Raw genomic sequence first — 23231 nt, 5'->3', positions numbered from 1 at the left:
GTGCTACGACCCGCCGTTGCCCGTCGTGTTCGCCAGGGCCGCCGAGAGCTCTCGGGCCACTTCCTGGAGGATCGGGACGATCTTCTCCGTGGCCGCCTCCGTCACGCGGCCCGCCGGGCCCGAGATGGAGATCGCCGCGGCCGTGGGGGAGTCCGGGACGGAGACCGCGAGGCAGCGGACTCCTATCTCCTGCTCGTTGTCGTCGACCGCGTACCCCGTCTCGCGGACCGCGACGAGCGCGTCGAGGAAGCCGTCCGGCGTCGTGATGGTCTTCTCGGTGGCCGCCGGCATGCCGGTACGGGCCAGCAGCGCGCGGACCTCCTCCGCCGGGGTGTGGGCCAGCAGTGCCTTGCCGACGCCCGTAGAGTGCGGCAGCACCCGCCGGCCGACCTCGGTGAACATCCGCATCGAGTGCTTGGACGGCACCTGTGCCACGTACACGATCTCGTCGCCGTCGAGCAGCGCCATGTTCGCCGTCTCGCCGGTCTCCTCGACGAGCCGCGCCAGGTACGGGCGCGCCCAGGTGCCGAGGAGGCGGGAGGCGGATTCGCCGAGTCGGATGAGCCGGGGGCCGAGCGCGTACCGCCGGTTGGGCTGCTGGCGTACGTAGCCGCAGGCGACCAGGGTGCGCATCAGGCGGTGGATGGTGGGGAGCGGGAGTCCGCTGCTGGCGGAGAGCTCGCTCAGCCCGACCTCGCCCCCGGCATCGGCCATCCGCTCGAGGAGGTCGAAGGCACGCTCAAGGGACTGGACGCCACCGCTTGCGGCGGGCTTGGCGGCGTCGGTGGTGCTGGCGCTGGACGTCGGCACGTCAACGGTCCTTTCGGGGCAGGCGGGCAAGGCAGCAGCCTACCGGCCCATCGGCCGGGGCACACGGTCCCGCTGTCGGCGTCAGGGCCGGTCAGGACGTGTTTGTCCGGTGTCGGTGACGGCCCGGAGCGGTCCGGGTCAGCCCCGCATGTACGGAGCTACGTTCTACTGTACGAAATTTACATTCCACTTCGTGGAAACATCCAAGCGACCTTCGGCGGCGGCCGGTGTAGGCGGCCATGCTGGAAGTGTGCCCTTGACGACATGTCGTCCGGAAGTGAAGACTCCTTCAACAGTTCGTTGAATTTTTTCTCGAAGCACTGGAAGAGGGGTACGGGTGGACGTCAACCTGGTCCTGCGCTCGACGCGTGTCATCACCCCCGAGGGGACACGCCCGGCGTCGATCGCCGTCTCCGGAGGGACGATCGCGGCCGTGCTGCCGTACGACGCCGAGGTACCCGCCGGTGCCCGGCTGGAGGACGTCGGCGACGACGTCGTCCTGCCCGGACTCGTCGACACCCACGTGCATGTGAACGACCCCGGCCGTACCGAGTGGGAGGGCTTCTGGACCGCCACCCGCGCGGCCGCCGCCGGTGGCATCACCACCCTGCTCGACATGCCCCTCAACTCGCTGCCCCCGACCACCACCGTGGAGAACCTGCGCGTCAAGCAGGAGGTCGCCCGCGCCAAGGCCCACGTCGACGTCGGTTTCTGGGGCGGCGCCCTGCCCGACAACGTCAAGGACCTGCGCCCGCTCCACGACGCCGGCGTCTTCGGCTTCAAGTGCTTCCTGTCGCCGTCCGGCGTGGAGGAGTTCCCCGAGCTCGACCAGGAGCAGCTGGCCACCTCGCTCGCCGAGATCTCCGGCTTCGACGGCCTGATGATCGTGCACGCCGAGGACCCCCACCACCTCGCCGCCGCCCCCCAGCGCTCCGGCGGCGCGTACGCCGACTTCCTCGCCTCCCGTCCCCGGGACGCCGAGAACACGGCCATCGAGAACCTGATCAACCAGGCGCGCCGGCTGAACGCCCGCGTCCACGTCCTGCACCTCTCCTCCTCGGACGCCCTGCCGGTCATCGCCGCCGCCAAGGCCGAGGGCGTCAAGGTCACCGTCGAGTCCTGTCCGCACTTCCTCACCCTCACCGCCGAGGAGATCCCGGACGGCGCCACCGAGTTCAAGTGCTGCCCGCCGATCCGCGAGGCCGTCAACCAGGACGCGCTGTGGCAGGGGCTCGCGGACGGCACGATCGACTGCATCGTCTCCGACCACTCCCCGTCCACGACCGACCTCAAGACGCCCGACTTCGCGTCCGCCTGGGGCGGCATCTCCTCCCTCCAGCTCGGCCTGCCCGCCATCTGGACCGAGGCACGTCGCCGCGGCTTCGACCTGACGGACGTCGTCCGCTGGATGTCGGAGGGCCCGGCCCGGCTCGCCGGACTCACCCGCAAGGGCGCCATCGAGGCCGGCCGCGACGCCGACTTCGCCGTCCTCGCCCCCGAGGCCACCTTCACCGTCGACCCGGCCGAGCTCCAGCACCGCAACCGGATCACCGCCTACGCGGGCAAGACCCTCCACGGCGTCGTCACCTCCACCTGGCTGCGTGGCGAGCGGATCGCCGACCACGGCACCCTCGCCGAGCCCTCCGGCAGCCTCCTCGAAAGGAACAACTGACCCGTGAGCACCGGCATACCCTCCTTCACCGGCGACGCCAGCCCCTACGGCGGCGGCGACCCGTACGCCGACTACCGGACGGCCGACTTCCCCTTCACCCGGTACGCGGACCTCGCCGACCGGCGCCTCGGCGCGGGCGTGATCGCCGCCAACGACGAGTTCTTCGCCGAGCGCGAGAACATGCTCAAGCCCGAGGCCGCCGAGTTCGACCCCGAGCACTTCGGCCACAAGGGCAAGATCATGGACGGCTGGGAGACCCGCCGCCGCCGCGGCGTCTCCGCCCAGCAGCCGCACCCCACCGAGGACGACCACGACTGGGCCCTCGTACGGCTCGGCGCCCCGGGCGTCGTCCGCGGCATCGTCCTCGACACCGCCCACTTCCGCGGCAACTACCCGCAGGCCGTCTCCGTCGAGGCCGCCTCCGTCCCCGGCTCGCCGTCGCCCGAGGAGCTCCTCGCCGACGACGTGAAGTGGACGACGCTCGTCCCGCGCACCGCCGTCGGCGGCCACGCCGCCAACGGCTTCGCCGTCGACGTCGAGCAGCGCTTCACGCACCTGCGCGTCAACCAGCACCCCGACGGCGGCATCGCCCGCCTCCGTGTCTACGGCGAGGTCGCCCCCGACCCGGCGTGGCTCGGGGTCCTCGGGACCTTCGACCTCGCGGCCCTGGAGAACGGCGGCCAGGTCGAGGACGCCTCCGACCGCTTCTACTCCCCGGCCACCAACACCATCCAGCCGGGCCGCTCCCGCAAGATGGACGACGGCTGGGAGACCCGCCGCCGCCGCGACAAGGGCAACGACTGGATCCGCTACCAGCTCGTCGCCGAGTCCGAGATCCGCGCCGTCGAGATCGACACCGCGTACCTCAAGGGCAACAGCGCCGGCTGGGCCGCGCTCTCCGTCGCCGCCGAGGGCTCGGAGGAATGGACCGAGATCCTGCCCCGGACCCGCCTCCAGCCCGACACCAACCACCGCTTCGTGCTCGACACCCCGGCGGTCGGCTCCCGCGTCCGGATCGACATCTACCCGGACGGCGGCATCTCCCGCCTCCGCCTCTTCGGCTCCCTCACGGAGGCCGGTACGGCCCGGCTCGCGGCCCGCCACCAGGAACTGGGCGGCTGACCGACCCGGAAACACGGACGGGCCGGGGGACCCCCCCCGGCCCGCCCCATGAACTGGGCGGGTGCGACACCCCGCCCGGCCCGCGAGGGCGCACCGGACCGACAGCACCGGTGCGCCCTCGCGTAACCCCCCTTCTTGGGGGCTCGGTTCGCCTCCGGGCGCGTCGAGCCGGTGGAACGACGGCGCCCTTCGGCTCACTGGCCGGCCCGGTCTGCGGGCGCTTCGAGTCGGCCCACGTACGGGCGCTTCGAGTCGGGCCCCGTACGGGCGGTGCCGCGCCGAGCGCCCCCTCGCAGGTGTTACGCCGCGTGCCCGCCGTCCACCGAGAACTCCGCGCCCGTCACGTACCGTGCCTCCGGGCCCGCCAGGAAGGCGACCATGGCGGCCACCTCGGCCGGGGTGCCGAAGCGGCCCAGTGCGGTCATGGCCGCCTGGCCCTCCGCGTACGGTCCGTCCGCCGGGTTCATGTCGGTGTCGACGGGGCCGGGGTGGACGAGGTTCGCCGTGATCCCACGGCCGCCCAGCTCCCGGGCCAGCGCCTTCGTGAGGCCGGTCAGGGCCGACTTGCTCATCGCGTACAGCGTCCCGCCGGGCCCCGGCACCCGCTGGGTCATGCAGCTGCCGACGGTGATGATCCGCCCGCCGTCCGGCAGCCGCCCGCCCGCCGCCTGCGAGGCGAGGAACGCCGCCCGGACGTTCACCGCGAGGACCCGGTCCACGTCCGTGAGGGCCAGGGACTCCAGCGGCCCGAGGACACCGGCACCGACGTTGTTCACCAGGACGTCGAGCCGGCCCAGGGCGTCCGCCGCCCAGTGCACCGCGCCCGCCGCGTCCCCGGCGTCGGCCGCGTCCGCCCGCAGGGGCAGCGCCTTGCGCCCGGTCGCCTCGATCCGTGCGGCGACCTCCTTGGCCCGTACCTCGTCACGGACGTACGTGAAGGCGACGTCGGCGCCCTCCTGCGCGAGGCGCACGGCCGTGGCGGCGCCGATCCCGCGGCTGCCGCCCGTCACCAGTACCGCCGCGCCGTTCATCGTGGACATCCCGAAACCTCCGTAGCAAGAAGCCGTATGTGGTTGCGGGTTCAATGAAAGTCGCCGGGGCGTCCCGAGGCTGGCACGAATCGGACGCCGATCCGATCACCGATGAGTTCCGCCGGGCGGCACGGTCCGAACTGCTGAGACACGATGGACCGGAGACGAAAGGGCACCACCATGGCCACGCTCAGCCTCACCCAGTTCCTGACCCTCGACGGCGTCCACCAGGCCCCCGGCGGCCCGGAGGAGGACCCCAGCGACGGCTTCACGCACGGCGGCTGGTCCGTGCCGTTCGGGGACGAGGACTTCGGACGGTTCATGGACGGGGTCTTCACCCGGCCGACCGCCTTCCTCCTCGGCCGCCGCACGTACGACATCTTCGCCGGTTACTGGCCGAAGCAGACGGACCCCGCCAACCCGATCGCCACCAAGCTCAACGCGCTCCCCAAGTACGTCGCCAGCACCACCCTCGAATCCGCCGACTGGGACGGGACCACCGTGCTCCGCGGCGACGTCGTCGAGGAGGTCGGGGCACTCAAGGAGCGCACCGACGGCGAGATCCAGATGCACGGCAGCGGCGGCCTCGCCCGGACCCTGCTCGACCACGATCTGATCGACACCCTGCATCTGCTCGTCTTCCCGGTGATCCTCGGCACCGGCCGCCGCCTCTTCACCGACGGCGTCCGCCCCACCGCCTTCCGGCTGACCGACGCGCGCACCACCGGCGCGGGCGTCACCCTCACCACGTACGAGCTCGCGGGCCGCCCCGAGTACGGCAGCTACGCCTGACCCACCGTCGCGCCTGACGTACGGCCACGCCTGGCCCACAGGGACGACACGCGCCCGCGTGCACCCCACAGGCGCCCGCACCGCAGGCGGGGAGCCCTGAAAGGTGTAGCCACCACAGGCCCGTCCCGGTACGGTGATCGCTCCACGTGCGAGCCGTCGAAGTCTCCACCCCGCCCCGAGTGTTGGAGATACGGCCGCAATGTCAGCTTCGTCGATCGCCGCCCCCGTGTCCCTCGGCGCCCCGCGCCGGGCCTGGCTCACCGACCTGCCCGTTCTGCTCGTCGCCGTCGTCTGGGGCGCGAGCTATCTCGCGGCCAAGGGCATCACCACCACCCACACCGTCATCGCCGTCCTCGTGCTGCGGTTCGCGGTGGTGCTGCCCGTCCTGGTCGTCGCCGGGTGGGCCAGGCTCCGGGCGCTCAGCGCGGCCCAGTGGCGCGGCGCCGGGGCCCTCGGGCTGATCCTCAGCGGGATCTTCCTCCTGGAGACCTACGGCGTCGTCCACACCTCCGCCACCAACGCGGGCCTGATCATCAGCCTCACCATGATCTTCACCCCGCTGGCCGAGGCCGCCGTCACCAAGGTCAGGCCGCCCCGCGCGTTCCTCGGCGCCGCCGCGCTCTCCGTGGCCGGCGTCGTGCTCCTCACCCAGGGCGGTGGCTTCACCGCTCCCTCCCTCGGCGACCTGCTGATGCTGCTCGCCGCCCTCGCCCGTACCGTCCACGTCCTGGCGATGTCCCGGATCAAGGCGGTCCGGTCGGCCGACTCGCTCTCCCTCACCACCGTGCAGCTCGGCTCCGCCGTGGCCGTCTTCGCCGTCATCGCCGCCTTCCCCGGCACCGGCGCCTCGCCCTGGGCCGTGGCCCTCGACTTCGGGCCGCGCGAATGGGCGGGGCTGCTCTTCCTCTCCGTCTTCTGCACGCTCTTCGCCTTCTTCGTGCAGATGTGGGCGGTCCGCCGCAGCTCCCCGTCGCGGGTCAGCCTCCTCCTCGGTACGGAGCCGCTGTGGGCGGCCGCCGCGGGCATCGCCCTCGCCGGCGACCGCCCCGGCGTCCTCGGCCTCGCGGGCGCGATCCTCGTTCTGGCGGGCACCAGTTGGGGTCGCCGGGCCGCCGACGGCGACGCCCGGTAGGTTCTTCGACCATGCGTTCAATTGCCTACGACAACGAGTTCCGCGCCAAAGCCCGGCGCACCCAGGGCTGGGGCCTCGGCCTCTTCACGATCGCCGCGCTGCTCTGGGTCTGGTTCGGCGTCCAGCTCCTCACCCCGTACGAGGACGCCGACGGCGGCGGCAGTCCCTGCCCCGCCCTCCTCACCAGCGAGTACGTCCACGACAAGGAGTGCGTCGCGAGCCGGGACTGGCCCGGGATGCTCGCCCTCCTAGGCGGTTCCGTCCCGTTCGCCGTCGTCGGCGGCGCCCTCTACACCAGCGGCTCCGTCTCGCACCGGATGGCCGAGCACCTCGCCGAGGTGAAGCGCCTCGACTCCGCGAGCGCCTGACCCCGGGAAGGAACCGGTCAGGACTTCGCCACCCGGTCCGACAGGATCATGAGGACCAGGCCGAGCACCGCGATCACGATGTTGGTGAACAGCTCCCGGCCCTCCAGGAACCACACGTTCTCGGTGAGGAACCGGGTCACGCCGAGGAGCCGGAACCAGCCGTCCGTCAGCTCGCGCACCACCCCGGCCACACCGAAGAGGGCGAGCAGGAAACCGGTGACCTCCAGAAACTTCTTCATGAGGTGATCATGGCGCGGCCCCGGGACCGGCCGCGTCCGTCGCAGGTCCACGGGCGCCGCGACCGAAGTATCGACCTCCGCGACTTCGGTAGCGGCCCCGCCGCCGATGCCCCGCACGGCGCCCCCGGCTGCGTACATTTGCCGGCATGACTCGTACGGACCGGCAGCGCTGGCTGCTCCCCTCCCACCTGGTCGAACCGGGTGGGAACGGAGCGGCGCGGCCCCGCCGTACCGTCCGCGACTGGATCGTGGACACCTCGCTCTTCCTCCTCGCGGCCTTCGTCGGCCTCATCGCCGCCGACACCAGCGCGCAGTACACCAGCGGGGCCGTCACCCTCGTCGACCAACTCCTGGGCGCCGCCGCCTGCTGCGCCCTCTGGCTGCGCCGCCGCTGGCCCGCCGGGCTCGCCATCGGGCTCTCGCTGCTCAACGTCGTGGCCCCGGTCGCCGCCGGCGCCCTCCTCGCGAGCCTGTTCAGCGTCGCCGTACGCAAGCCCTTCCGTGAGGTCGCCGCGATCGGCGCGCTCGCCGTGGCCGCCTCCACCGCGCAGGCGTTCATCCGGCCCGACCCCACCACCAACACCGGGCTCTCCATCGCCCTCGGCTTCACCCTCATCCTGCTCGTCACCGCCTGGGGCATGCTCGTCCGCTCCCGGCGCCAACTCGTCGACGCCCTCAGGGAACGCGCCCGTCGCGCCGAGGCCGAGGCCGAGCTGCGCGCCGCCCAGGCCCAGCGGCTCGCCCGTGAGGCCATCGCCCGCGAGATGCACGACGTCCTCGCTCACCGGCTCACCCTGCTCAGCGTGCACGCCGGAGCCCTGGAGTTCCGGCCCGACGCCCCGCCCGAGCAGGTCGCCCGCGCCGCCGGGGTCATCCGCGACAGCGCCCACGAAGCGCTCCAGGACCTCCGCGAGATCATCGGCGTCCTGCGCGCACCCGGCGAGAACGGCGAAGGCGACCGGCCCCAGCCCACCCTCGTCACCCTCGACGCGCTGATCGAGGAATCCCGCGAGGCCGGGGCGGACGTCGTCCTCGACACCACCGTGGACGAACCGGCCGCCGTGCCCGCCGCCACCGGCCGTACGGTCTACCGCATCGCCCAGGAGGGCCTCACCAACGCCCGCAAGCACGCCCCCGGCACCACGGTCACCGTCACCGTGCGCGGCCGTCCCGGCGAGGGCCTCACCGTCGACATCCACAATCCGGCGCCCGCCGGACCGGTCCCGCACGTCCCCGGCTCGGGCCAGGGCCTCATCGGGCTCACCGAACGCACGGCCCTCGCCGGCGGCCGGATGGAACACGGACCGGCCCCCGACGGCGGATTCTCGCTCCACGCCTGGCTACCGTGGCCCCCATGACCATCCGGCTGCTCATCGTCGACGACGACCCCCTGGTCCGCGCGGGCCTCACCTTCATGCTCGGCGGTGCCGAGGACCTGGAGATCGTCGGCGAGGGCGCCGACGGCCGCGAGGTCCCCGAACTCGTCGCCCGGTACGCCCCCGACGTCCTCCTCATGGACATCCGCATGCCCCACGTGGACGGGCTCACCGCCACCGAGCGGCTGCGCGCCGCCGGGCCCGGCGCGCCCGAGGTCGTCGTCCTCACCACGTTCCACGCCGACGAGCAGGTGCTGCGCGCCCTGCGGGCGGGCGCCGCGGGCTTCGTCCTCAAGGACACCCCGCCCGCCGAGATCGTCGCCGCCGTCCGCCGGGTCGCCGCGGGGGACCCGGTGCTCTCCCCGGCCGTCACCCGCCAACTCATGACCCATGTCGCCGAACAGCCGGAACAGTCCCCGCGCACCGCGGCCGCCGGACGTCTCACCGAACTCGCCGACCGCGAGCGGGAGGTGGCGGTCGCCGTGGGCCGAGGCCTCTCCAACGCCGAGATCGCCGCCGAGCTGTACATGAGCGTGCCGACGGTCAAGACCCATGTCTCGCGCGTTCTCGCCAAACTCGGTCTCAACAACCGCGTCCAGATCGCCCTCCTCGTCCACGACGCCGGTCTCCTGGACGAAGACGGCCGGAACTGATCGTTTGGGACCGGGAACAGTCGGCTAGTCTGCGGTGATGTCCGTCATCGAACTGGGGGAGTACGGCGCGGACTTCACCGCGAACCCGTACCCCTACTACGCCACGTTCCGCGAGGCCGGCCCCGTCCACGAGGTGCGGATGCCCGACGGCTTCCGGTTCTGGCTGGTCGTCGGCCACGAGGAGGGCCGCGCGGCGTTCGCCGACCCCCGACTCGCGAAGTCCCCGCACGTGATCGGCGTACGGGCGCCGGAGGAGGACATCATCGGCGTCCACCTCCTCTCGGCCGACGCGCCCGACCACACCCGGCTGCGCCGCCTGGTCACGGGCGAGTTCACCGGCCGCCGGGTGGAAGCCCTGCGGCCCCGCATCGAGCGGCTCACCGCAGACCTCGTCGACGCGATGGAACCGGCCGGTCGGGCCGACCTCGTCGAGGCCTTCGCGTATCCGCTGCCGATCACCGTCATCTGCGAGCTCCTCGGGGTCCCCTCGGCGGACCGCGACACCTTCCGCCGCTGGTCGACGGAGCTGGTCACCCCCACCGGCGACGAGGACTTCACCCGGAGCATGGTGGACTTCGGCGCCTACCTCGACGCGCTCATCGAGGACAAGCGGGCCGCGGGCCCCACCGACGACCTGCTCTCCGGTCTGATCGCCGCCCGCGCCGAGGACGGCGACCGGCTCTCCGGGCCCGAACTCCGGGCCATGGCCTATCTGTTGCTCATCGCGGGCCATGAGACCACCGTCAATCTGATCGCCAACACCGTCCGCAATCTGCTCACCCACCCCGAGCAGCTCGCCGCCCTGCGCGCCGACCCGAGCCTCCTGGACGGGACGATCGAGGAGTCCCTGCGGTACGACGGGCCGGTGGAGACCAGCACCTTCCGTTTCAGCCGGGAGCCCGTCACCCTCGGCGGCACCGAGATCCCGGCAGGTCAGAGCGTTCTCGTCGCCATCGGGGCGCTCGACCGCGACCCGGCCCGGTTCCCCGAGCCCGACCGCTTCGACATCCGCCGGGACACCAAGGGCCATCTGGCGTTCGGGCACGGCATCCACTACTGCCTGGGCGCCCCGCTCGCCCGGCTCGAAGGCCGGATCGCGCTCCGGACCCTCCTCGACCGCTTCCCGAACCTGGAACTCGACCCCGAGGGCGAGCCCTGGGAGTGGCTCCCGGGCCTCCTCATGCGAGGAGTCCGGCACCTTCCGGTCCGGTGGTGAACCCGGTGGGCCGCTGAACGGATGTCCTGCCGACCGGGCCGCGCCCGCCTAGCCGATGTCGTCCACCCGGACCGGACGCCGCTCCCGCCGCGAGCGCTCGCACGCCTCGGCGATCCGGAGCGCCGCCAGGGCCTCCCGGCCGTCGCACGGGTTGGGCGCCTCGCCGCGCACCACGCGTACGAAGGCGTCGAGCTCGGCCTCGTACGCGGGGGCGAACCGCTCCAGGAAGCCGGTCCAGGGCTTCCCCGGCGGGGCCGGAGCCCAGGGTTCCACCGAGGTGAGCGGGGTGCGGTCGTCCAGGCCCACCGCGATCTGGTCCCGGTCGCCCGCCAGCTCCATGCGGACGTCGTACCCGGCGCCGTTGCAGCGGGTCGCGGTCGCCGTGACCAGGGTGCCGTCGTCCAGGGTGAGCAGCGCGGCGGCCGTGGACACGTCCCCGGCGTCACGGAACATCGCCGGTCCGACGTCCGAACCCGTCGCGTACACCTCCACCACCTCCCGCCCGGTCACCCAGCGGACGATGTCGAAGTCGTGCACCAGACAGTCGCGGAAGAGACCGCCGGAGAGCGGCAGGTACGCGGCCGGCGGCGGCTCCGGGTCGGAGGTCGCCGCCCGCACGGTGTGCAGCCGGCCGAGCCGGCCAGAGCGCACCGCCTCGCGCGCCGCCCGGTACCCGGGGTCGAAGCGCCGCATGAAGCCGATCTGGAGCTCCGTACCGGCCTCCGCCACCGCCGTGAGCGCGGCCGTCGTTCCCGGCACGTCCAGGGAGATCGGCTTCTCGCAGAAGGCCGGGAGCCCCGCGCCCGCGGCGCGGGCGATCAGCTCGGCGTGCGCGGCCGTCGCGGAGGCGATCACCACGGCGTCCAGGGCGTGCGCGAACAGCGCGGTGACGTCCGGCGCCGCCTCCGCCCCGAGCGCTCCCGCGACCCCGGCGGCCCGGACGGCGTCCGCGTCCGCCACGACCAGCGACTCGACCTCCGGGTGGCGGGCCAGCACCCCCGCGTGGAAGCTCCCGATCCGTCCCGTACCGATGAGTCCGATGCGCATGGCCCCACCGTGGAGCCGTACGTCCCCGGTGTCAAGGATTTGTCAGGACAACCGGACGTCACGACTTCCCGTCATCAGCGCACCGGGCTACGCTCCCCCCGTGTCCAAGCAGTCAGGCTCCGCCCTGCCCCCGCTCTCCGTGGACCGCACCAGCCCGGTCCCGCTCTACTTCCAGCTGGCCCAGCAACTGGAGAGCGCCGTGGAGAACGGGACGCTGACCCCGGGCACCCTCCTCGGCAACGAGATCGACCTCGCCACCCGCCTCGGCCTCTCCCGCCCCACCGTCCGCCAGGCCATCCAGAGCCTCGTCGACAAGGGCCTCCTGGTCCGCCGCCGGGGCGTCGGCACCCAGGTCGTGCACAGCACGGTCCGCCGCCCGCTGGAACTGAGCAGCCTCTACGACGACCTCGACGCCGCCGGACAGGTCCCCGCCACCCGGGTCCTGGTCAACCGCCTCGAACCCGCCACCGGCCAGGTCGCCGCGGCCCTCCGCGTACCCGAGGGGAGCGAGGTCCTCTATCTCGAACGGCTCCGCACCGCACACGGCGAGCCCATGGCGTACCTGCGCAACCACCTCCCCGCCGGACTCGTCGACCCGGACACCGCCCGGCTGGAGGCCACCGGCCTCTACCGGATGCTCCGCTCCGCCGCGCTCACCCTGCACAGCGCCCGCCAGGCCGTCGGCGCCCGCGCCGCGACCGCCGCCGAGGCGGCCCTGCTGGACGAGCGGGAGGGTGCCCCGCTGCTGACCATGGAACGCGTCACCTTCGACGACACCGGCCGCGCCGTCGAGTACGGCTCCCACCTCTACCGGGCCGCCCGCTACTCCTTCGAGTTCCAGCTGATGGTCCGTCCGTAGGCCGTACCCCACCGGCGGGAAAGGCCGGACACAGGCCCCCTGACAAGCGCCACGACCTGCATGACCGATACTGCAATGCACGACTGCAATGCACGCAAAGGACACAAAGGAGGGCACGGCCTCGTGACCAGGCTTCGGACAGGAGGGGTACGGGCCGCAGTCGGCGCCGTGCTCGCGCTCGCGCTCACCGGGGCGCTCGCCGGGTGCAGCAGCACCGGCGGAAAGCGGGCGGAGGACGCGCGCAAGGCCGCCGAGGCCCAGGGCAGGGCGGCCGTCGACACCCCCCGCTGGACCTTCGCCATGGTGACCCACTCGGGTGACGGCGACACCTTCTGGGACATCGTCCAGAAGGGCGCCAAGCAGGCCGCCGCCAAGGACAACATCAACTTCCTCTACGCGCACAGCGACGAGGCCCAGCAGCAGGCGCAGCTGATCGACTCGTACGTCGCCAAGGGCGTCGACGGTCTGATCGTCACGCTCGCGAAGCCCGACGCGATGAAGGCCGCCGTCGAGAAGGCCGTCAAGGCCGGCATCCCGGTGATCACCGTGAACTCCGGCGCCGAGCAGTCCAAGGCGTACGGGGCGCTCACCCACATCGGCCAGGACGAGACCGTCGCGGGCGAGGCCGTCGGCGAGGAACTCGACAAGCGGGGCAAGAAGAAGGCGCTCTGCGTCCTGCACGAGCAGGGCAACGTCGGCCACGAGCAGCGCTGCGCCGGAACGAAGAAGACCTTCGACGGCGAGTTGGTCAACCTCTACGTCGACGGCACCAACATGCCCGACGTGAAGGCGTCCATCGAGGCCAAGCTCCAGTCCGACAAGAGCGTCGACGCCGTCGTCACCCTCGGCGCCCCCTTCGCCGACGCCGCCGTCCAGGCCGCCAAGAGCGCCGGGAGCAAGGCCGAGATCGACACCTTCGACCTCAACGCCAAGGTCGCGACCTCCCTCCAGGCCGGCACCCTCGGCTTCGCCGTCGACCAGCAGCCCTACCTCCAGGGCTACGAGGCCGTCGACCTGCTCTGGCTGTACCGCTACAACGCCAACGTCCTCGGCGGCGGCAAGCCGGTCCTCACCGGCCCGCAGATCATCACCAAGGACGACGCCGCCCGGCTCGTCGAGTACGCGGAGCGGGGCACCCGATGAGTTCCACCGCCCCGGCGTCCGGACCCTCGGGCCCCTCAGGCATCGACCACGTCGACGAGCGGCTGCTGCGCACCACCCCGCTGAAGAAGCTCCTCGCCCGCCCCGAGCTCGGCTCGATCGTCGGCGCGATCGCCGTCTTCGTCTTCTTCTCGGTGGTCGCCGACAGCTTCCTGAACCCGTCCAGCCTGGGGACCGTGCTCTACGCGGCCTCCACCATCGGCATCATGGCCGTCCCCGTCGCGCTGCTGATGATCGGCGGCGAGTTCGACCTGTCCGCCGGTGTCCTGGTCACCAGCTCGGCCCTGATCTCCTCGATGTTCAGCTACCAGATGACGGCGAACGTCTGGGTCGGGGTCGGCGTCTCGCTGCTCGTCACGCTGGCGATCGGCGTCTTCAACGGCTTCATGCTGACCCGTACCCAGCTGCCCAGCTTCATCATCACGCTCGGCACCTTCCTCATGCTGACCGGCCTGAACCTGGGCCTCACCAAGCTCATCAGCGGCACCGTCTCCACCAAGACCATCGCCGACATGGAGGGCTTCGACTCCGCCCGCAAGCTGTTCGCCTCGCAGCTGACCATCGGCGGCGTCGAGTTCAAGGTGACCATCCTGTGGTGGTTCGGCCTGGTCGCGCTCGCCACCTGGATCCTGCTCCGGACCCGCTTCGGCAACTGGATCTACGCGGTCGGCGGCGGCGCCGACGCGGCCCGCGCGGTCGGCGTCCCCGTCTACCGGACGAAGATCGGCCTCTACATGGGCGTGGCGTTCTGCGCCTGGATCTCCGGCCAGCACCTGCTCTTCTCCTTCGACGTCGTCCAGTCGGGCGAGGGCGTCGGCAACGAGCTGATCTTCATCATCGCGGCCGTCATCGGCGGCTGTCTGATCACCGGCGGATACGGCTCCGCCATCGGCTCGGCGGTCGGCGCCCTCATCTTCGGCATGACCAGCAAGGGCATCGTGTACGCCGAGTGGAACCCGGACTGGTTCAAGTTCTTCCTGGGAGCGATGCTCCTCCTGGCGACCCTGCTGAACGCCTGGATCCGCAAGCGCGTGGAGGCCACCAAGTGACGACGGCCACGAAGACCGAGTCCGCTCCGCTCGTCGAGCTCGACGACGTCAGCAAGTACTACGGCAACATCCGCGCCCTCGAAGGGGTCTCCCTGGAGGTCCGCTCCGGCGAGATCTCCTGCGTCCTCGGCGACAACGGCGCCGGCAAGTCCACCCTCATCAAGATCGTCGCCGGGCTGCACCGGCACGACGCGGGCACCTTCCGCATCGAGGGCGAGGAGGTCACGCTCGCCAACCCTCGCGACGCCCTCGACCGGGGCATCGCCACCGTCTACCAGGACCTCGCCGTCGTCCCGCTCATGCCCGTCTGGCGGAACTTCTTCCTCGGCTCCGAGCCCACCAAGGGCTCCGGACCCTTCAAGCGGCTCGACGTCGGCCTGATGCGGACCACCACCCGCGAGGCGCTGCTCCGCATGGGCATCGACCTGCGCGACGTCGACCAGCCGATCGGCACCCTCTCCGGCGGCGAGCGCCAGTGCGTGGCCATCGCCCGCGCCGTCCACTTCGGCGCCAAGGTCCTCGTCCTCGACGAGCCGACCGCCGCGCTCGGCGTCAAGCAGTCCGGCGTCGTCCTGAAGTACGTGGCCGCCGCCCGCGACCAGGGACTCGGCGTGGTTCTCATCACCCACAACCCGCACCACGCCTATCTCGTCGGCGACCGGTTCGTCCTCCTCAAGCGCGGCGTGATGGCCGGCAGCCACACCAAGGGCTCCGTCACGCTCGACGAGTTGACCCGGCAGATGGCCGGCGGCACCGAGCTGGAGGACCTCCGCCACGAGCTGGAGCGGCCCTCCGGGCCGTAGCGGCGCCGCCCCGATGTAACGGCCCCTTGACACCCCACCTGGCAGAATCGGAGCCGATGAGTACCTACCGTGACCTCGCGCACCGGGGCTCCGCCCGCGGCACCGTGCTGCGGACCGTCGGCACCCGGGAGCGGCGCTCCCATCTGACGGCGCCCCGGGTGCCGACCGTCGGCATCGACATCGGCGGTACGAAGGTGATGGCCGGTGTCGTCGACGCCGACGGCAACATCCTGGAGAAGCTCCGCACGGAGACCCCGGACAAGTCCAAGAGCCCCAAGGTCGTCGAGGACACCATCGTCGAGCTGGTGCTGGACCTCTCCGACCGGCACGACGTGCACGCCGTCGGCATCGGCGCGGCGGGCTGGGTGGACGCCGAGCGCGCCACCGTGCTCTTCGCCCCGCACCTCGCCTGGCGCAACGAGCCCCTCCGGGACGCCCTCCAGGGCCGTCTCGCCGTCCCCGTCATGGTCGACAACGACGCCAACACCGCCGCCTGGGCGGAGTGGCGCTTCGGTGCCGGACGGGGCGAGGACCACCTCGTCATGATCACCCTCGGCACCGGCATCGGCGGCGCCATCTTGGAGGGCGGCCAGGTCAAGCGCGGCAAGTACGGGGTGGCCGGCGAGTTCGGCCACATGCAGGTCGTCCCCGGCGGCCATCGCTGCCCGTGCGGCAACCGCGGCTGCTGGGAGCAGTACAGCTCGGGCAACGCGCTGGTCCGCGAGGCCCGCGAGCTGGCCGCCGCCGACTCCCCGGTCGCGTACAACATCATCGAACGGGTCAAGGGGAACGTCCCGGAGATCACCGGGCCGCTCATCACCGAGCTGGCCCGCGAGGGCGACGCCATGTGCGTCGAGCTGCTCCAGGACATCGGCCAGTGGCTCGGCGTCGGCATCGCCAACCTGGCCGCCGCCCTCGACCCCTCCTGCTTCGTCATCGGCGGTGGTGTCTCGGCCGCCGACGACCTGCTCATCGGCCCCGCGAGGGACTCCTTCCGCCGCCACCTCACCGGCCGCGGCTACCGTCCCGAGGCCCGCATCACCCGCGCCCAGCTCGGCCCCGAGGCGGGCATGGTCGGTGCCGCCGACCTCGCCCGGCTCGTCGCCCGCCGCTTCCGCCGCGCCAACCGGCGCCGGGTGGAGCGGTACGAACGGTACGAGCGTTACGCCCAGGCCCTGCGCAACGGGACCTCGGGCCGGGCCGCCCGTACCCCCGAGGATCCGCCTTCATGACCCTGCCCCACCAGTCCACCCCGCCGCGCGACCCCCGGGGCAAGCTTCCCGAGGACCGTCGGCACATGATCCGCCGCCGCTGGATCACGGCCGTCATCATCGTGCTCCTGGTCGGCATCCCGGCCGGCTATCTCGTCATCTCCGCAGGTCAGAGCCGGGACAGCGGACGTGACAAGGAGCGCGAGTCCTCGGCGGCCGGCCTCCAGGCCAACTGGCCGTCGCTGATGAAGCGCCGGGTCTTCGAGGTCCCGGTTCCCGGCGGGGCCTGGGGCGTCGCGTACTACGAGACCAGCAACTGGAAGACGAGCCGGCTGTACGTCCAGTTCACGACCACCGCGGCCGGCCTCGACGGCTTCCTCGCCGAGTCCGGGACCGGTCGCGCGGAACTCACCGCGGGCCGGATCACCGTCGGCGAACGCGACGCCGACATCGCGGGCTGGACCTTCGCCGAGGGCATGAACTGGGCCGGTACGACGGTGAAGCGCGAGGAGCCGCGCCCGACGACCGACATCACGGTCGACCTCACCGACCCGGCGTTCCCCCGGGTGTACGCGGTCTCCACGACGAGCCCCTGAGGCCTCCCCGGATCCCTCCGGGTCGTGTGTCCCCAGGTCAGGCGTTCTTCTCCATGCCCGGGCGCAGCCGGGCGAGCAGGGCGTAGAGCGTCGTGCTCTCGTCCTCGTCGAGGGTGTCGAGCGCCCCGCCGGTGGCCTGCATCTCCTCGCGGACGCGACGGATGATCTCCCGGCCCTCGTCGGTCGCCACGACGTTCTTGACGCGGCGGTCGGCGGGGTCGGGCTCGCGGCGGACCAGGGAGCGGGCCTCCAGGCGGTCGATGATCCCGGTGACGTTGGACGCGTCGCACACGAGCAGGGTGGCGAGGGCGCGCATCGGCAGCGGGCCGTCGAGCTGAGCGAGGACCTTCGCCTGCGTGGAGGTCAGTCCGTGGTGGGCCGCGGCGGCCGCGAAGTCGCGCCACTGGGCCGTGCCGATGGCGGCGAGGAGCTCCAGGAGCTGGAGCTTGGTGGGGGTCACGGGGGTCGTCGCGCTCATGGTTCGAGCGTACTCAGAACACTTGACATTATCAATTGTTTACTTGACCACCTCAAGTATCGGGGTCTACCGTCGGCGAAGTACTTGATGACATCAAACATCGACGATCTGAAGCAGTGACGCTCCGAAGCGCCGACGTTGCCGAAGCACTGAAAAGGCCCTCCTCTGCCATGAGCCACGCCCCCACGACGTCCACCGCCGATCCCCGGCGCGAGACGGTCATCGTCTTCGCCCTGAGCCTCGCCGCCATGGTCGTCTCGATGATGCAGACCCTGCCGGTCCCGATCCTCGGCCTCATCCGGGCCGACCTCGGCACCTCGACCGCCAACGTGAGCTGGGTGACCACCGCCACGCTGCTCTCCGCCGCCGTCTTCACCCCGCTGCTCGGCCGCTTCGGCGACCAGCACGGCAAGAAGCCGACCCTCGTCGCCGTGCTCGGCGTCATGGTCGTCGGTTCCGTGGTCGCCGCCCTCGCGACCTCGCTGCCCCTGCTGATCCTCGGCCGCGTCCTCCAGGGCGCCGCCACCGCGATCTTCCCGCTCGCCCTGTCCGTGCTCCGCGAGGAGGTCAGGCCGCAGCGGCTGCCCGGCGCCATGTCGCTGGTCAGCGGCACCCTCGCCTTCGGCAGCGGCCTCGCGCTCGTCGCCACCGGCCTGCTCACCTCCGGGTCCGACGCCGACTACCGCAGCGCCTTCTGGATGGCGACCGGCTTCGCGGCGCTCGCCCTCCTCGCGGTCGTCTTCCTCGTCCCCGCGACCCGCCACAAGACGGGCGGCCGGACCGACTTCCTCGGCGCGCTGACCCTCGGCATCACGCTGCTGCTGCTCCTGCTGCCCATCTCGCAGGGCCACGAGTGGGGTTGGGCCTCGGCCCGGACGCTCGGCAGCTTCGCCGGTGCCGCGGTCATGGCGGTCGTCTGGGTCCTCGTGGAACGGAAGGTCCGCGAACCGCTCGTCGACATGAAGATGTTCGTGCACCGTCCCGTGCTCATGGCCAACCTGGCCGGCATCCTCGTCGGCTTCGGCATGTTCGCGAACTTCCTCGGCGTCTCCTACCTCGTCCAGATGCCCGAGGCCCTCACCGGTTACGGCTTCGACGCGTCCATCCTGCGCGCCTCCGTGGAGTTCCTGCTGCCCGGCGCGATCGTCTCGCTGCTCGCCTCCCCGATCGGCGGCCAGCTGGTCCGCCACCGCGGCCCGCGCGCGGCCCTCGCCCTGGCCGCCGGCCTCGGCGCCGTCGGCTTCGCCTGGCTCGCCCTCGATCACGGTCACACGGCCTCGGTGATCGGCGCGGGTGTCGTGGTCGGTGCCGCCGTGAGCTTCGGATACGCGGCCATGCCGGCGGTCATCATGTCGAGCGTTCCGCACCACCAGAGCGGCATCGCGAACGGCATCAACTCCATCTCCCGCTCCACGGGCAGCGCGATCGGCAGCGCGGTCGTCACCACGATCCTCGCCTCGCAGACGATCGAGCACCTTCCGGCCGGGGTCCCGCCCCTGCCCGCCGAGTCCGGCTTCACCCTCACCTTCTGGATCGGGGCCACGGCCTTCGCCCTGGTCGCGGCGATCGCGGGGCTGGGTCTGCGCGGTCGGCAGGCGCCCCGCACGACTCCGGCGACGGCCGAGGACTCTGCCTCCGCTTCCGCCCCTCTCTCCGCTTCTGCCTCCGCCCCTTCCTCTGCTTCCGCTTCCGCTTCGGAGGGGGCGACGGCGACGGTCGCGGCGTCCTAGGCGAGGCCCTCTTCGCCGGAGCGGCGCTCGGGTTCGGCCGGCACCTGGTGTGTCGTCGTCGTCACCGAGCGTCGCTCCGGCGAATCTTCACATCGTGCGAGTGGAGGGGGCGCCTCCCCTTGTGTCCTTCCTCGACCCGCCGGCCGCGCTCCCGCCGGTTGAGGTGCCTATGTCCCCTTGCGTTCCGCCGGGGCGACGGAGGGTCGATTTCTGTTACTCGATCCTGCGGAGAACCTGTGGCGATCTGCGGGCGATCTTCCTGATGGATCGAAACGCTCTTCGTTTCGGTGATGAATTCGTGTGCCGCGGCACGTCAACTCGGTTGGCCGGGTAACCCGTTCGCGTGCTTACATCTGCCCATCGCGGCCGCCGTCGGAACGGTGCTTGATTCCGGCCGGGGTAAAAACATTCACACGAATTGAAGGGTGCGCACACATGCGTAACGACATCGAGACCCGTGAGATCGCCGACGCCGAGCTGGACGCCGTCTCCGGCGGCCTCGCCATCACCGGTGGCCTCGCCGGTGCCGTGATCGGCGACGTCAGCACCGTCCTGGGCACCGTGACCTCCCTCCAGACGGTCCAGGGCGTGCAGGCCGTGCCGGGCGTCGTCACGGGCCTCGCCGGTGTCAACGTCGGTATCGCCGGTCTCTGAGCGGTATATCCGTGAACCCCGGAACTCTTTCCCGTTCCGGGGTTCACGGATGCCCGTCACGCCCTTGGCCGACGGGCTTCGGCCGGTCAATTCGGCAGCCCTGTAAAGAATGCAGTCGAAGGAAGAGTCCGTGCAGTTCCGTCAGAAGGCGCTTTCCAAGCTGCAATCGCCCGAAGAACTCGACCTGCCCGTACGGTTCGCGCGTCCGCCCGGCCGGCTCGTGCTGGCCGTCACGGTCGTCGTCATGGCCGCCGCGGCCTTCTGGGCCTTCACCGGATCCGTGTCCCCCAAGCTGAGCGCGCCCGGCGTCCTCACCCGCGCAGAGGGCAGCTACCTCCTGCAGAGCCCGTACGCCGGACAGGTCACCGAGGTCCTCGCCGAGGAGGGCCAGCTGTTGTCCCCGGGCGCCCCCCTCCTCACGGTCCGGACGGAGAAGGGCGACCGCGAGGTCAGCGTGGTCGAACGTGGGCGGGTGACCGGCCTCCTCGCCAAGACCGGTCTCGTCGTCACCACCGGCGCCGACGTGGCGACCGTGGAACGCGTGAGGAACCAGGACGACCCGCTGGTCGCCATGCTCTACGTGCCCGGCGGCAGCGGCGCGGCGATCCCCGTCGGGGCCCAGGTCGACCTCGGCGTCCAGTCAGCGCCCCGCCAACGGTTCGGCGTGCTGCGCGGCCGGGTCAAGGCGGTCGGCCGAGCCCCCCAGACGCAGGCGCAGATCAGCGGCTTCCTCGGCGACAGCAGGCTCGCCGCGCAGTTCGCCCGGCAGGGCGACCCCGTCGCGGTGCTCGTCCAGCTGGAACGCTCCGCCACCACGTCCGGCTACCGGTGGTCCTCGGCGGACGGGCCCCCGTACGCCGTCGACTCCACCACGCCCGTCACCGGAACCGTCCACCTCGCCGCGCAGCGCCCCGTCGATTGGCTGCTTCCGTGACCGCGTCGCCCGACACGACCCCCCGGCTCCCGTCCACCGGACACCGGCGCCATCGCCCGGCGCCCCAGGGCGGCACCCGGCGCCGCCGCCCGGAACCGGCGGGCCGCAACCCCCGGCGCCGCCCGTCCGTCCCCAAGGGCCGTACCCCCCGCCCCGTACGCACCCCCACCGTGCTGCAGATGGAGGCGGTTGAGTGCGGCGCCGCCGCACTCGCGATGGTGCTCGGCCACTACGGCAGGTTCGTCGCCCTGGAGGAACTGCGCATCGCCTGCGGGGTCTCCCGCGACGGGTCCCGCGCCAGCAACCTCCTCAAGGCGGCGCGCGGTTACGGCCTGAAGGCCAAGGGCATGCAGATGGACCTGGCCGCGCTGGCCGGCGTGGGCCCCCCGGCCGTCCTCTTCTGGGAGTTCAACCACTACGTCGTCTTCGAGGGCATCGGACGCCGCCTCGGCCGCCGGGGCGTGTACATCAACGACCCGGCCAAGGGCCGGCGGTTCGTCCCGATGGACGAGTTCGACACCAGCTTCACCGGAGTCGTGCTCACCTTCGAGCCCGGCGAGGGCTTCCGCCGCACCGGGCGCAGGCCCGGCGTCATGGGCGCCATGCCGGCCCGGCTGCGCGGCACGTCGGGCACCCTGCTCGCAGCCGTGCTCTCCAGCCTCCTGCTCGTCGCGGTCGGGGCGGCGGTGCCCGCGCTGAGCCGCACGTACATCGACATGTTCCTGATCGGGGAGCAGACGTCCCTGCTCGGCGTGCTCTTCGCGTCGATGGCCACGGCCCTGGTGCTCACGGCGGTGCTCACCTCCGTGCAGCAGGCCAACCTGCTGCGCGGCCGCATCATCTCCTCCACCCTGGGCAGCGCCCGCTTCCTGCGGCACCTGCTCAGACTGCCCGTCACCTTCTTCTCCCAGCGCAACCCGGCCGACCTGGTCCAGCGTCTGCAGTCCAACGACGCCGTCGCCGAGACGCTGGCACGCGACCTCGCCGCCGCCGGTGTCGACGCGGTGGTCGTGGTCCTCTACGCGGTGCTGCTGTGGACGTACGACCCGCAACTCACGGTCGTCGGCATCGGCATCGCCCTGCTCAACGTCGTCGCCATGCGGATCGTGATCCACCTGAGGGCCACCGACACCCAGAAGCTGCGCGCCGAGAACGCCCGGCTCACCAACACCTCGTACAGCGGCCTGCAGCTCATCGAGACCATGAAGGCCACGGGTGGCGAGAACGGCTTCTTCCGCCGCTGGGCGGGCCAGCACGCCGTCACCCTCGACGTACAGCAACGCCTCGGCGTGCCCAGCATGTGGCTCGCGGTCGTCGCCCCCACCCTGGCCGCGCTCAACAGCGCGCTGATCCTGATGATCGGCGGCCTGCGCGCGGTGGAGGGGCACCTCTCGGTCGGCCTGCTCGTCGCCTTCCAGGCCCTGGTCACCAGCTTCACCGCGCCGATCACCCGCCTCAACGGCGTCGCCGGACGCATCCAGGACTTCGCGGCCGACGTCGCCCGCCTCAAGGACGTCGAGAACTTCCCCGTCGACCCGATCTACTCACGGCGGGAGCCGCCCGCCGCCACCCGGCGGCTCAAGGGCCATGTGCTGCTCGACGGCATCACCTTCGGCTACAGCCCGCTGGACGCGCCGCTGCTCCAGGACTTCTCGCTCTCCGTAGGCCCAGGGCAGCAGGTCGCGCTCGTCGGCGGCTCCGGCAGCGGCAAGTCCACCGTCTCGCGGCTGATATCAGGGCTCTACGCCCCCTGGGAGGGCACCATCCGCATCGACGGCATGCGGATCGAGGACATCCCGCGCGGCGCGCTCGCCGCCTCCGTCTCCTTCGTCGACCAGGACGTCTTCCTCTTCGAGGGCACCGTCCGCGACAACGTCGCCCTGTGGGACCCCTCCATCCCCGACGAGGCGGTGGTGGCCGCCCTGGAGGACGCCGCCGTCCACGAGGTGATCGCGCGCCGCCCCGGCGGCATCCACAGCCGGGTCGAGCAGGACGGCCGCAACTTCTCCGGCGGCCAGCGCCAACGCCTTGAGATCGCGAGGGCCTTGGTGCGCCGCCCCAGCGTCATGGTCCTGGACGAGGTGACCAGCGCTCTGGACGCGGCGACCGAGCAGCTCGTCATCGACAACCTGCGGCGCCGGGGCTGTGCCTGTGTGGTCATCGCCCACCGGCTGAGCACCGTGCGCGACAGCGACGAGATCGTCGTCCTCGAACGCGGCACGGTCGTCGAACGCGGGCGTCACGAGCACCTGCTCGCCGCGCGGGGCGCGTACGCCGAACTCGTCAAGGAGCACTGAG

At 71.9% G+C, this 23231-nt stretch carries 23 protein-coding genes; 18 read left to right on the top strand and 5 right to left on the bottom strand.

Features of this window, described 5'->3' with window-relative positions; translation table 11 throughout:
* Positions 1 to 3: 3 nt before the first annotated feature.
* On the bottom strand, positions 4 to 810 hold the full coding sequence (locus OG259_RS09265) for an IclR family transcriptional regulator (RefSeq protein ID WP_328941822.1): 807 nt from the start codon (positions 808 to 810) through the stop codon (positions 4 to 6).
* Positions 811 to 1147: 337 nt separating this feature from the next.
* On the opposite strand from OG259_RS09265, the gene allB reads away from it, so the two are divergent.
* The gene (gene allB / locus OG259_RS09260; protein WP_328941821.1) at positions 1148 to 2482 is read left to right on the top strand and encodes an allantoinase AllB; all 1335 of its coding nucleotides are present in this window, start codon (positions 1148 to 1150) and stop codon (positions 2480 to 2482) included.
* Between the two features lie 3 nt (positions 2483 to 2485).
* The gene (gene alc, locus OG259_RS09255; protein WP_328941820.1) at positions 2486 to 3604 is read left to right on the top strand and encodes an allantoicase; all 1119 of its coding nucleotides are present in this window, start codon (positions 2486 to 2488) and stop codon (positions 3602 to 3604) included.
* 299 nt (positions 3605 to 3903) lie between these two features.
* Here alc and OG259_RS09250 read toward each other — a convergent pair whose 3' ends face one another.
* The gene (locus OG259_RS09250; protein WP_328941819.1) at positions 3904 to 4644 is read right to left on the bottom strand and encodes an SDR family NAD(P)-dependent oxidoreductase; all 741 of its coding nucleotides are present in this window, start codon (positions 4642 to 4644) and stop codon (positions 3904 to 3906) included.
* A 171-nt stretch (positions 4645 to 4815) separates the two neighbouring features.
* Here OG259_RS09250 and OG259_RS09245 point away from each other — a divergent pair, with 171 nt between their 5' ends.
* The 3 genes from OG259_RS09245 (at position 4816) to OG259_RS09235 (ending at position 6927) form a co-directional block, all read left to right on the top strand.
* Complete coding sequence (locus OG259_RS09245) at positions 4816 to 5427, top strand: dihydrofolate reductase family protein (RefSeq protein ID WP_328941818.1); 612 nt, start codon at positions 4816 to 4818, stop codon at positions 5425 to 5427.
* 199 nt (positions 5428 to 5626) lie between these two features.
* Entirely contained in the window at positions 5627 to 6559 is a 933-nt protein-coding gene (locus OG259_RS09240) for a DMT family transporter (RefSeq protein WP_328941817.1), read from the top strand.
* 11 nt (positions 6560 to 6570) lie between these two features.
* Positions 6571 to 6927, top strand: coding sequence for a hypothetical protein (locus tag OG259_RS09235; protein WP_328941816.1), 357 nt, complete (start codon positions 6571 to 6573; stop codon positions 6925 to 6927).
* Between the two features lie 17 nt (positions 6928 to 6944).
* Here the strand turns inward: OG259_RS09235 and OG259_RS09230 are convergent, their stop codons facing one another.
* Complete coding sequence (locus tag OG259_RS09230) at positions 6945 to 7166, bottom strand: hypothetical protein (RefSeq protein ID WP_328941815.1); 222 nt, start codon at positions 7164 to 7166, stop codon at positions 6945 to 6947.
* Positions 7167 to 7312: 146 nt separating this feature from the next.
* On the opposite strand from OG259_RS09230, the gene OG259_RS09225 reads away from it, so the two are divergent.
* Genes OG259_RS09225 through OG259_RS09215 form a run of 3 tightly spaced genes read left to right on the top strand, consistent with a single transcriptional unit; the run spans position 7313 to position 10411 of the window.
* Positions 7313 to 8524, top strand: coding sequence for a sensor histidine kinase (locus OG259_RS09225; RefSeq protein ID WP_328941814.1), 1212 nt, complete (start codon positions 7313 to 7315; stop codon positions 8522 to 8524).
* Entirely contained in the window at positions 8521 to 9195 is a 675-nt protein-coding gene (locus OG259_RS09220; protein ID WP_328941813.1) for a response regulator transcription factor, read from the top strand. Before OG259_RS09225 ends, OG259_RS09220 begins: the two co-directional genes overlap by 4 nt.
* A gap of 37 nt (positions 9196 to 9232) precedes the next feature.
* A complete protein-coding gene (locus OG259_RS09215) occupies positions 9233 to 10411 on the top strand; it encodes a cytochrome P450 family protein (protein ID WP_328941812.1) in 1179 nt (392 codons plus the stop codon).
* A gap of 48 nt (positions 10412 to 10459) precedes the next feature.
* Here OG259_RS09215 and OG259_RS09210 read toward each other — a convergent pair whose 3' ends face one another.
* Positions 10460 to 11458, bottom strand: coding sequence for a Gfo/Idh/MocA family protein (locus tag OG259_RS09210; protein ID WP_328941811.1), 999 nt, complete (start codon positions 11456 to 11458; stop codon positions 10460 to 10462).
* A 139-nt stretch (positions 11459 to 11597) separates the two neighbouring features.
* On the opposite strand from OG259_RS09210, the gene OG259_RS09205 reads away from it, so the two are divergent.
* The 6 genes from OG259_RS09205 to OG259_RS09180 all read left to right on the top strand — a co-directional run bounded on the left by OG259_RS09205 (position 11598) and on the right by OG259_RS09180 (position 17137).
* Complete coding sequence (locus OG259_RS09205; protein WP_266900951.1) at positions 11598 to 12317, top strand: GntR family transcriptional regulator; 720 nt, start codon at positions 11598 to 11600, stop codon at positions 12315 to 12317.
* 123 nt (positions 12318 to 12440) lie between these two features.
* The gene (locus OG259_RS09200; protein WP_328941810.1) at positions 12441 to 13460 is read left to right on the top strand and encodes a sugar ABC transporter substrate-binding protein; all 1020 of its coding nucleotides are present in this window, start codon (positions 12441 to 12443) and stop codon (positions 13458 to 13460) included.
* Complete coding sequence (locus OG259_RS09195) at positions 13457 to 14527, top strand: ABC transporter permease (RefSeq protein ID WP_328941809.1); 1071 nt, start codon at positions 13457 to 13459, stop codon at positions 14525 to 14527. The genes OG259_RS09200 and OG259_RS09195 overlap by 4 nt, the downstream gene beginning before the upstream one ends.
* Positions 14524 to 15330: an ATP-binding cassette domain-containing protein gene (locus OG259_RS09190; RefSeq protein WP_328941808.1), complete on the top strand. Its 807-nt coding sequence runs from the start codon at positions 14524 to 14526 to the stop codon at positions 15328 to 15330. The genes OG259_RS09195 and OG259_RS09190 overlap by 4 nt, the downstream gene beginning before the upstream one ends.
* Positions 15331 to 15386: 56 nt before the next feature.
* Entirely contained in the window at positions 15387 to 16562 is a 1176-nt protein-coding gene (locus OG259_RS09185; protein ID WP_328941807.1) for an ROK family glucokinase, read from the top strand.
* Positions 16559 to 17137, top strand: a complete 579-nt coding sequence (locus OG259_RS09180; protein WP_328941806.1) for a hypothetical protein — start codon at positions 16559 to 16561, stop codon at positions 17135 to 17137. Before OG259_RS09185 ends, OG259_RS09180 begins: the two co-directional genes overlap by 4 nt.
* Before the next feature lie 37 nt (positions 17138 to 17174).
* On the opposite strand, the gene OG259_RS09175 is transcribed toward OG259_RS09180, so the two are convergent.
* A complete protein-coding gene (locus OG259_RS09175) occupies positions 17175 to 17615 on the bottom strand; it encodes a MarR family winged helix-turn-helix transcriptional regulator (protein ID WP_328941805.1) in 441 nt (146 codons plus the stop codon).
* Positions 17616 to 17785: 170 nt separating this feature from the next.
* Between OG259_RS09175 and OG259_RS09170 the strand changes: the two genes are divergently transcribed.
* The 4 genes from OG259_RS09170 to OG259_RS09155 all read left to right on the top strand — a co-directional run bounded on the left by OG259_RS09170 (position 17786) and on the right by OG259_RS09155 (position 23230).
* Positions 17786 to 19345: an MFS transporter gene (locus OG259_RS09170; protein WP_328941804.1), complete on the top strand. Its 1560-nt coding sequence runs from the start codon at positions 17786 to 17788 to the stop codon at positions 19343 to 19345.
* A 435-nt stretch (positions 19346 to 19780) separates the two neighbouring features.
* Positions 19781 to 19999, top strand: coding sequence for a hypothetical protein (locus OG259_RS09165; RefSeq protein WP_266898412.1), 219 nt, complete (start codon positions 19781 to 19783; stop codon positions 19997 to 19999).
* 130 nt (positions 20000 to 20129) lie between these two features.
* Entirely contained in the window at positions 20130 to 20933 is an 804-nt protein-coding gene (locus OG259_RS09160) for a biotin/lipoyl-containing protein (protein WP_328941803.1), read from the top strand.
* Positions 20930 to 23230, top strand: coding sequence for an NHLP family bacteriocin export ABC transporter peptidase/permease/ATPase subunit (locus OG259_RS09155; RefSeq protein ID WP_328941802.1), 2301 nt, complete (start codon positions 20930 to 20932; stop codon positions 23228 to 23230). Before OG259_RS09160 ends, OG259_RS09155 begins: the two co-directional genes overlap by 4 nt.
* Position 23231: the final 1 nt, after the last annotated feature.

The organism is Streptomyces sp. NBC_00250 (assembly GCF_036192275.1).
GTDB lineage: Bacteria > Actinomycetota > Actinomycetes > Streptomycetales > Streptomycetaceae > Streptomyces.
The sequence above is the reverse complement of the archived record's forward strand: the minus strand, read 5'-3'. Positions and strand labels throughout refer to the sequence as shown.

Excerpts from the sequence above, each read along its gene's own strand:
- OG259_RS09230 (WP_328941815.1), bottom strand. The coding sequence starts at position 7,166 with ATGAAGAAGTTTCTGGAGGTCACCGGTTTCCTGCTCGCCCTCTTCGGT.
- OG259_RS09250 (WP_328941819.1), bottom strand. The coding sequence starts at position 4,644 with ATGTCCACGATGAACGGCGCGGCGGTACTGGTGACGGGCGGCAGCCGC.
- OG259_RS09245 (WP_328941818.1), top strand. The coding sequence starts at position 4,816 with ATGGCCACGCTCAGCCTCACCCAGTTCCTGACCCTCGACGGCGTCCAC.
- OG259_RS09175 (WP_328941805.1), bottom strand. The coding sequence starts at position 17,615 with ATGAGCGCGACGACCCCCGTGACCCCCACCAAGCTCCAGCTCCTGGAG.
- OG259_RS09215 (WP_328941812.1), top strand. The coding sequence starts at position 9,233 with ATGTCCGTCATCGAACTGGGGGAGTACGGCGCGGACTTCACCGCGAAC.
- OG259_RS09195 (WP_328941809.1), top strand. The coding sequence starts at position 13,457 with ATGAGTTCCACCGCCCCGGCGTCCGGACCCTCGGGCCCCTCAGGCATC.
- OG259_RS09220 (WP_328941813.1), top strand. The coding sequence starts at position 8,521 with ATGACCATCCGGCTGCTCATCGTCGACGACGACCCCCTGGTCCGCGCG.
- OG259_RS09210 (WP_328941811.1), bottom strand. The coding sequence starts at position 11,458 with ATGCGCATCGGACTCATCGGTACGGGACGGATCGGGAGCTTCCACGCG.
- OG259_RS09165 (WP_266898412.1), top strand. The coding sequence starts at position 19,781 with ATGCGTAACGACATCGAGACCCGTGAGATCGCCGACGCCGAGCTGGAC.
- OG259_RS09180 (WP_328941806.1), top strand. The coding sequence starts at position 16,559 with ATGACCCTGCCCCACCAGTCCACCCCGCCGCGCGACCCCCGGGGCAAG.
- OG259_RS09170 (WP_328941804.1), top strand. The coding sequence starts at position 17,786 with ATGAGCCACGCCCCCACGACGTCCACCGCCGATCCCCGGCGCGAGACG.
- OG259_RS09185 (WP_328941807.1), top strand. The coding sequence starts at position 15,387 with ATGAGTACCTACCGTGACCTCGCGCACCGGGGCTCCGCCCGCGGCACC.
- OG259_RS09235 (WP_328941816.1), top strand. The coding sequence starts at position 6,571 with ATGCGTTCAATTGCCTACGACAACGAGTTCCGCGCCAAAGCCCGGCGC.
- OG259_RS09225 (WP_328941814.1), top strand. The coding sequence starts at position 7,313 with ATGACTCGTACGGACCGGCAGCGCTGGCTGCTCCCCTCCCACCTGGTC.
- OG259_RS09240 (WP_328941817.1), top strand. The coding sequence starts at position 5,627 with ATGTCAGCTTCGTCGATCGCCGCCCCCGTGTCCCTCGGCGCCCCGCGC.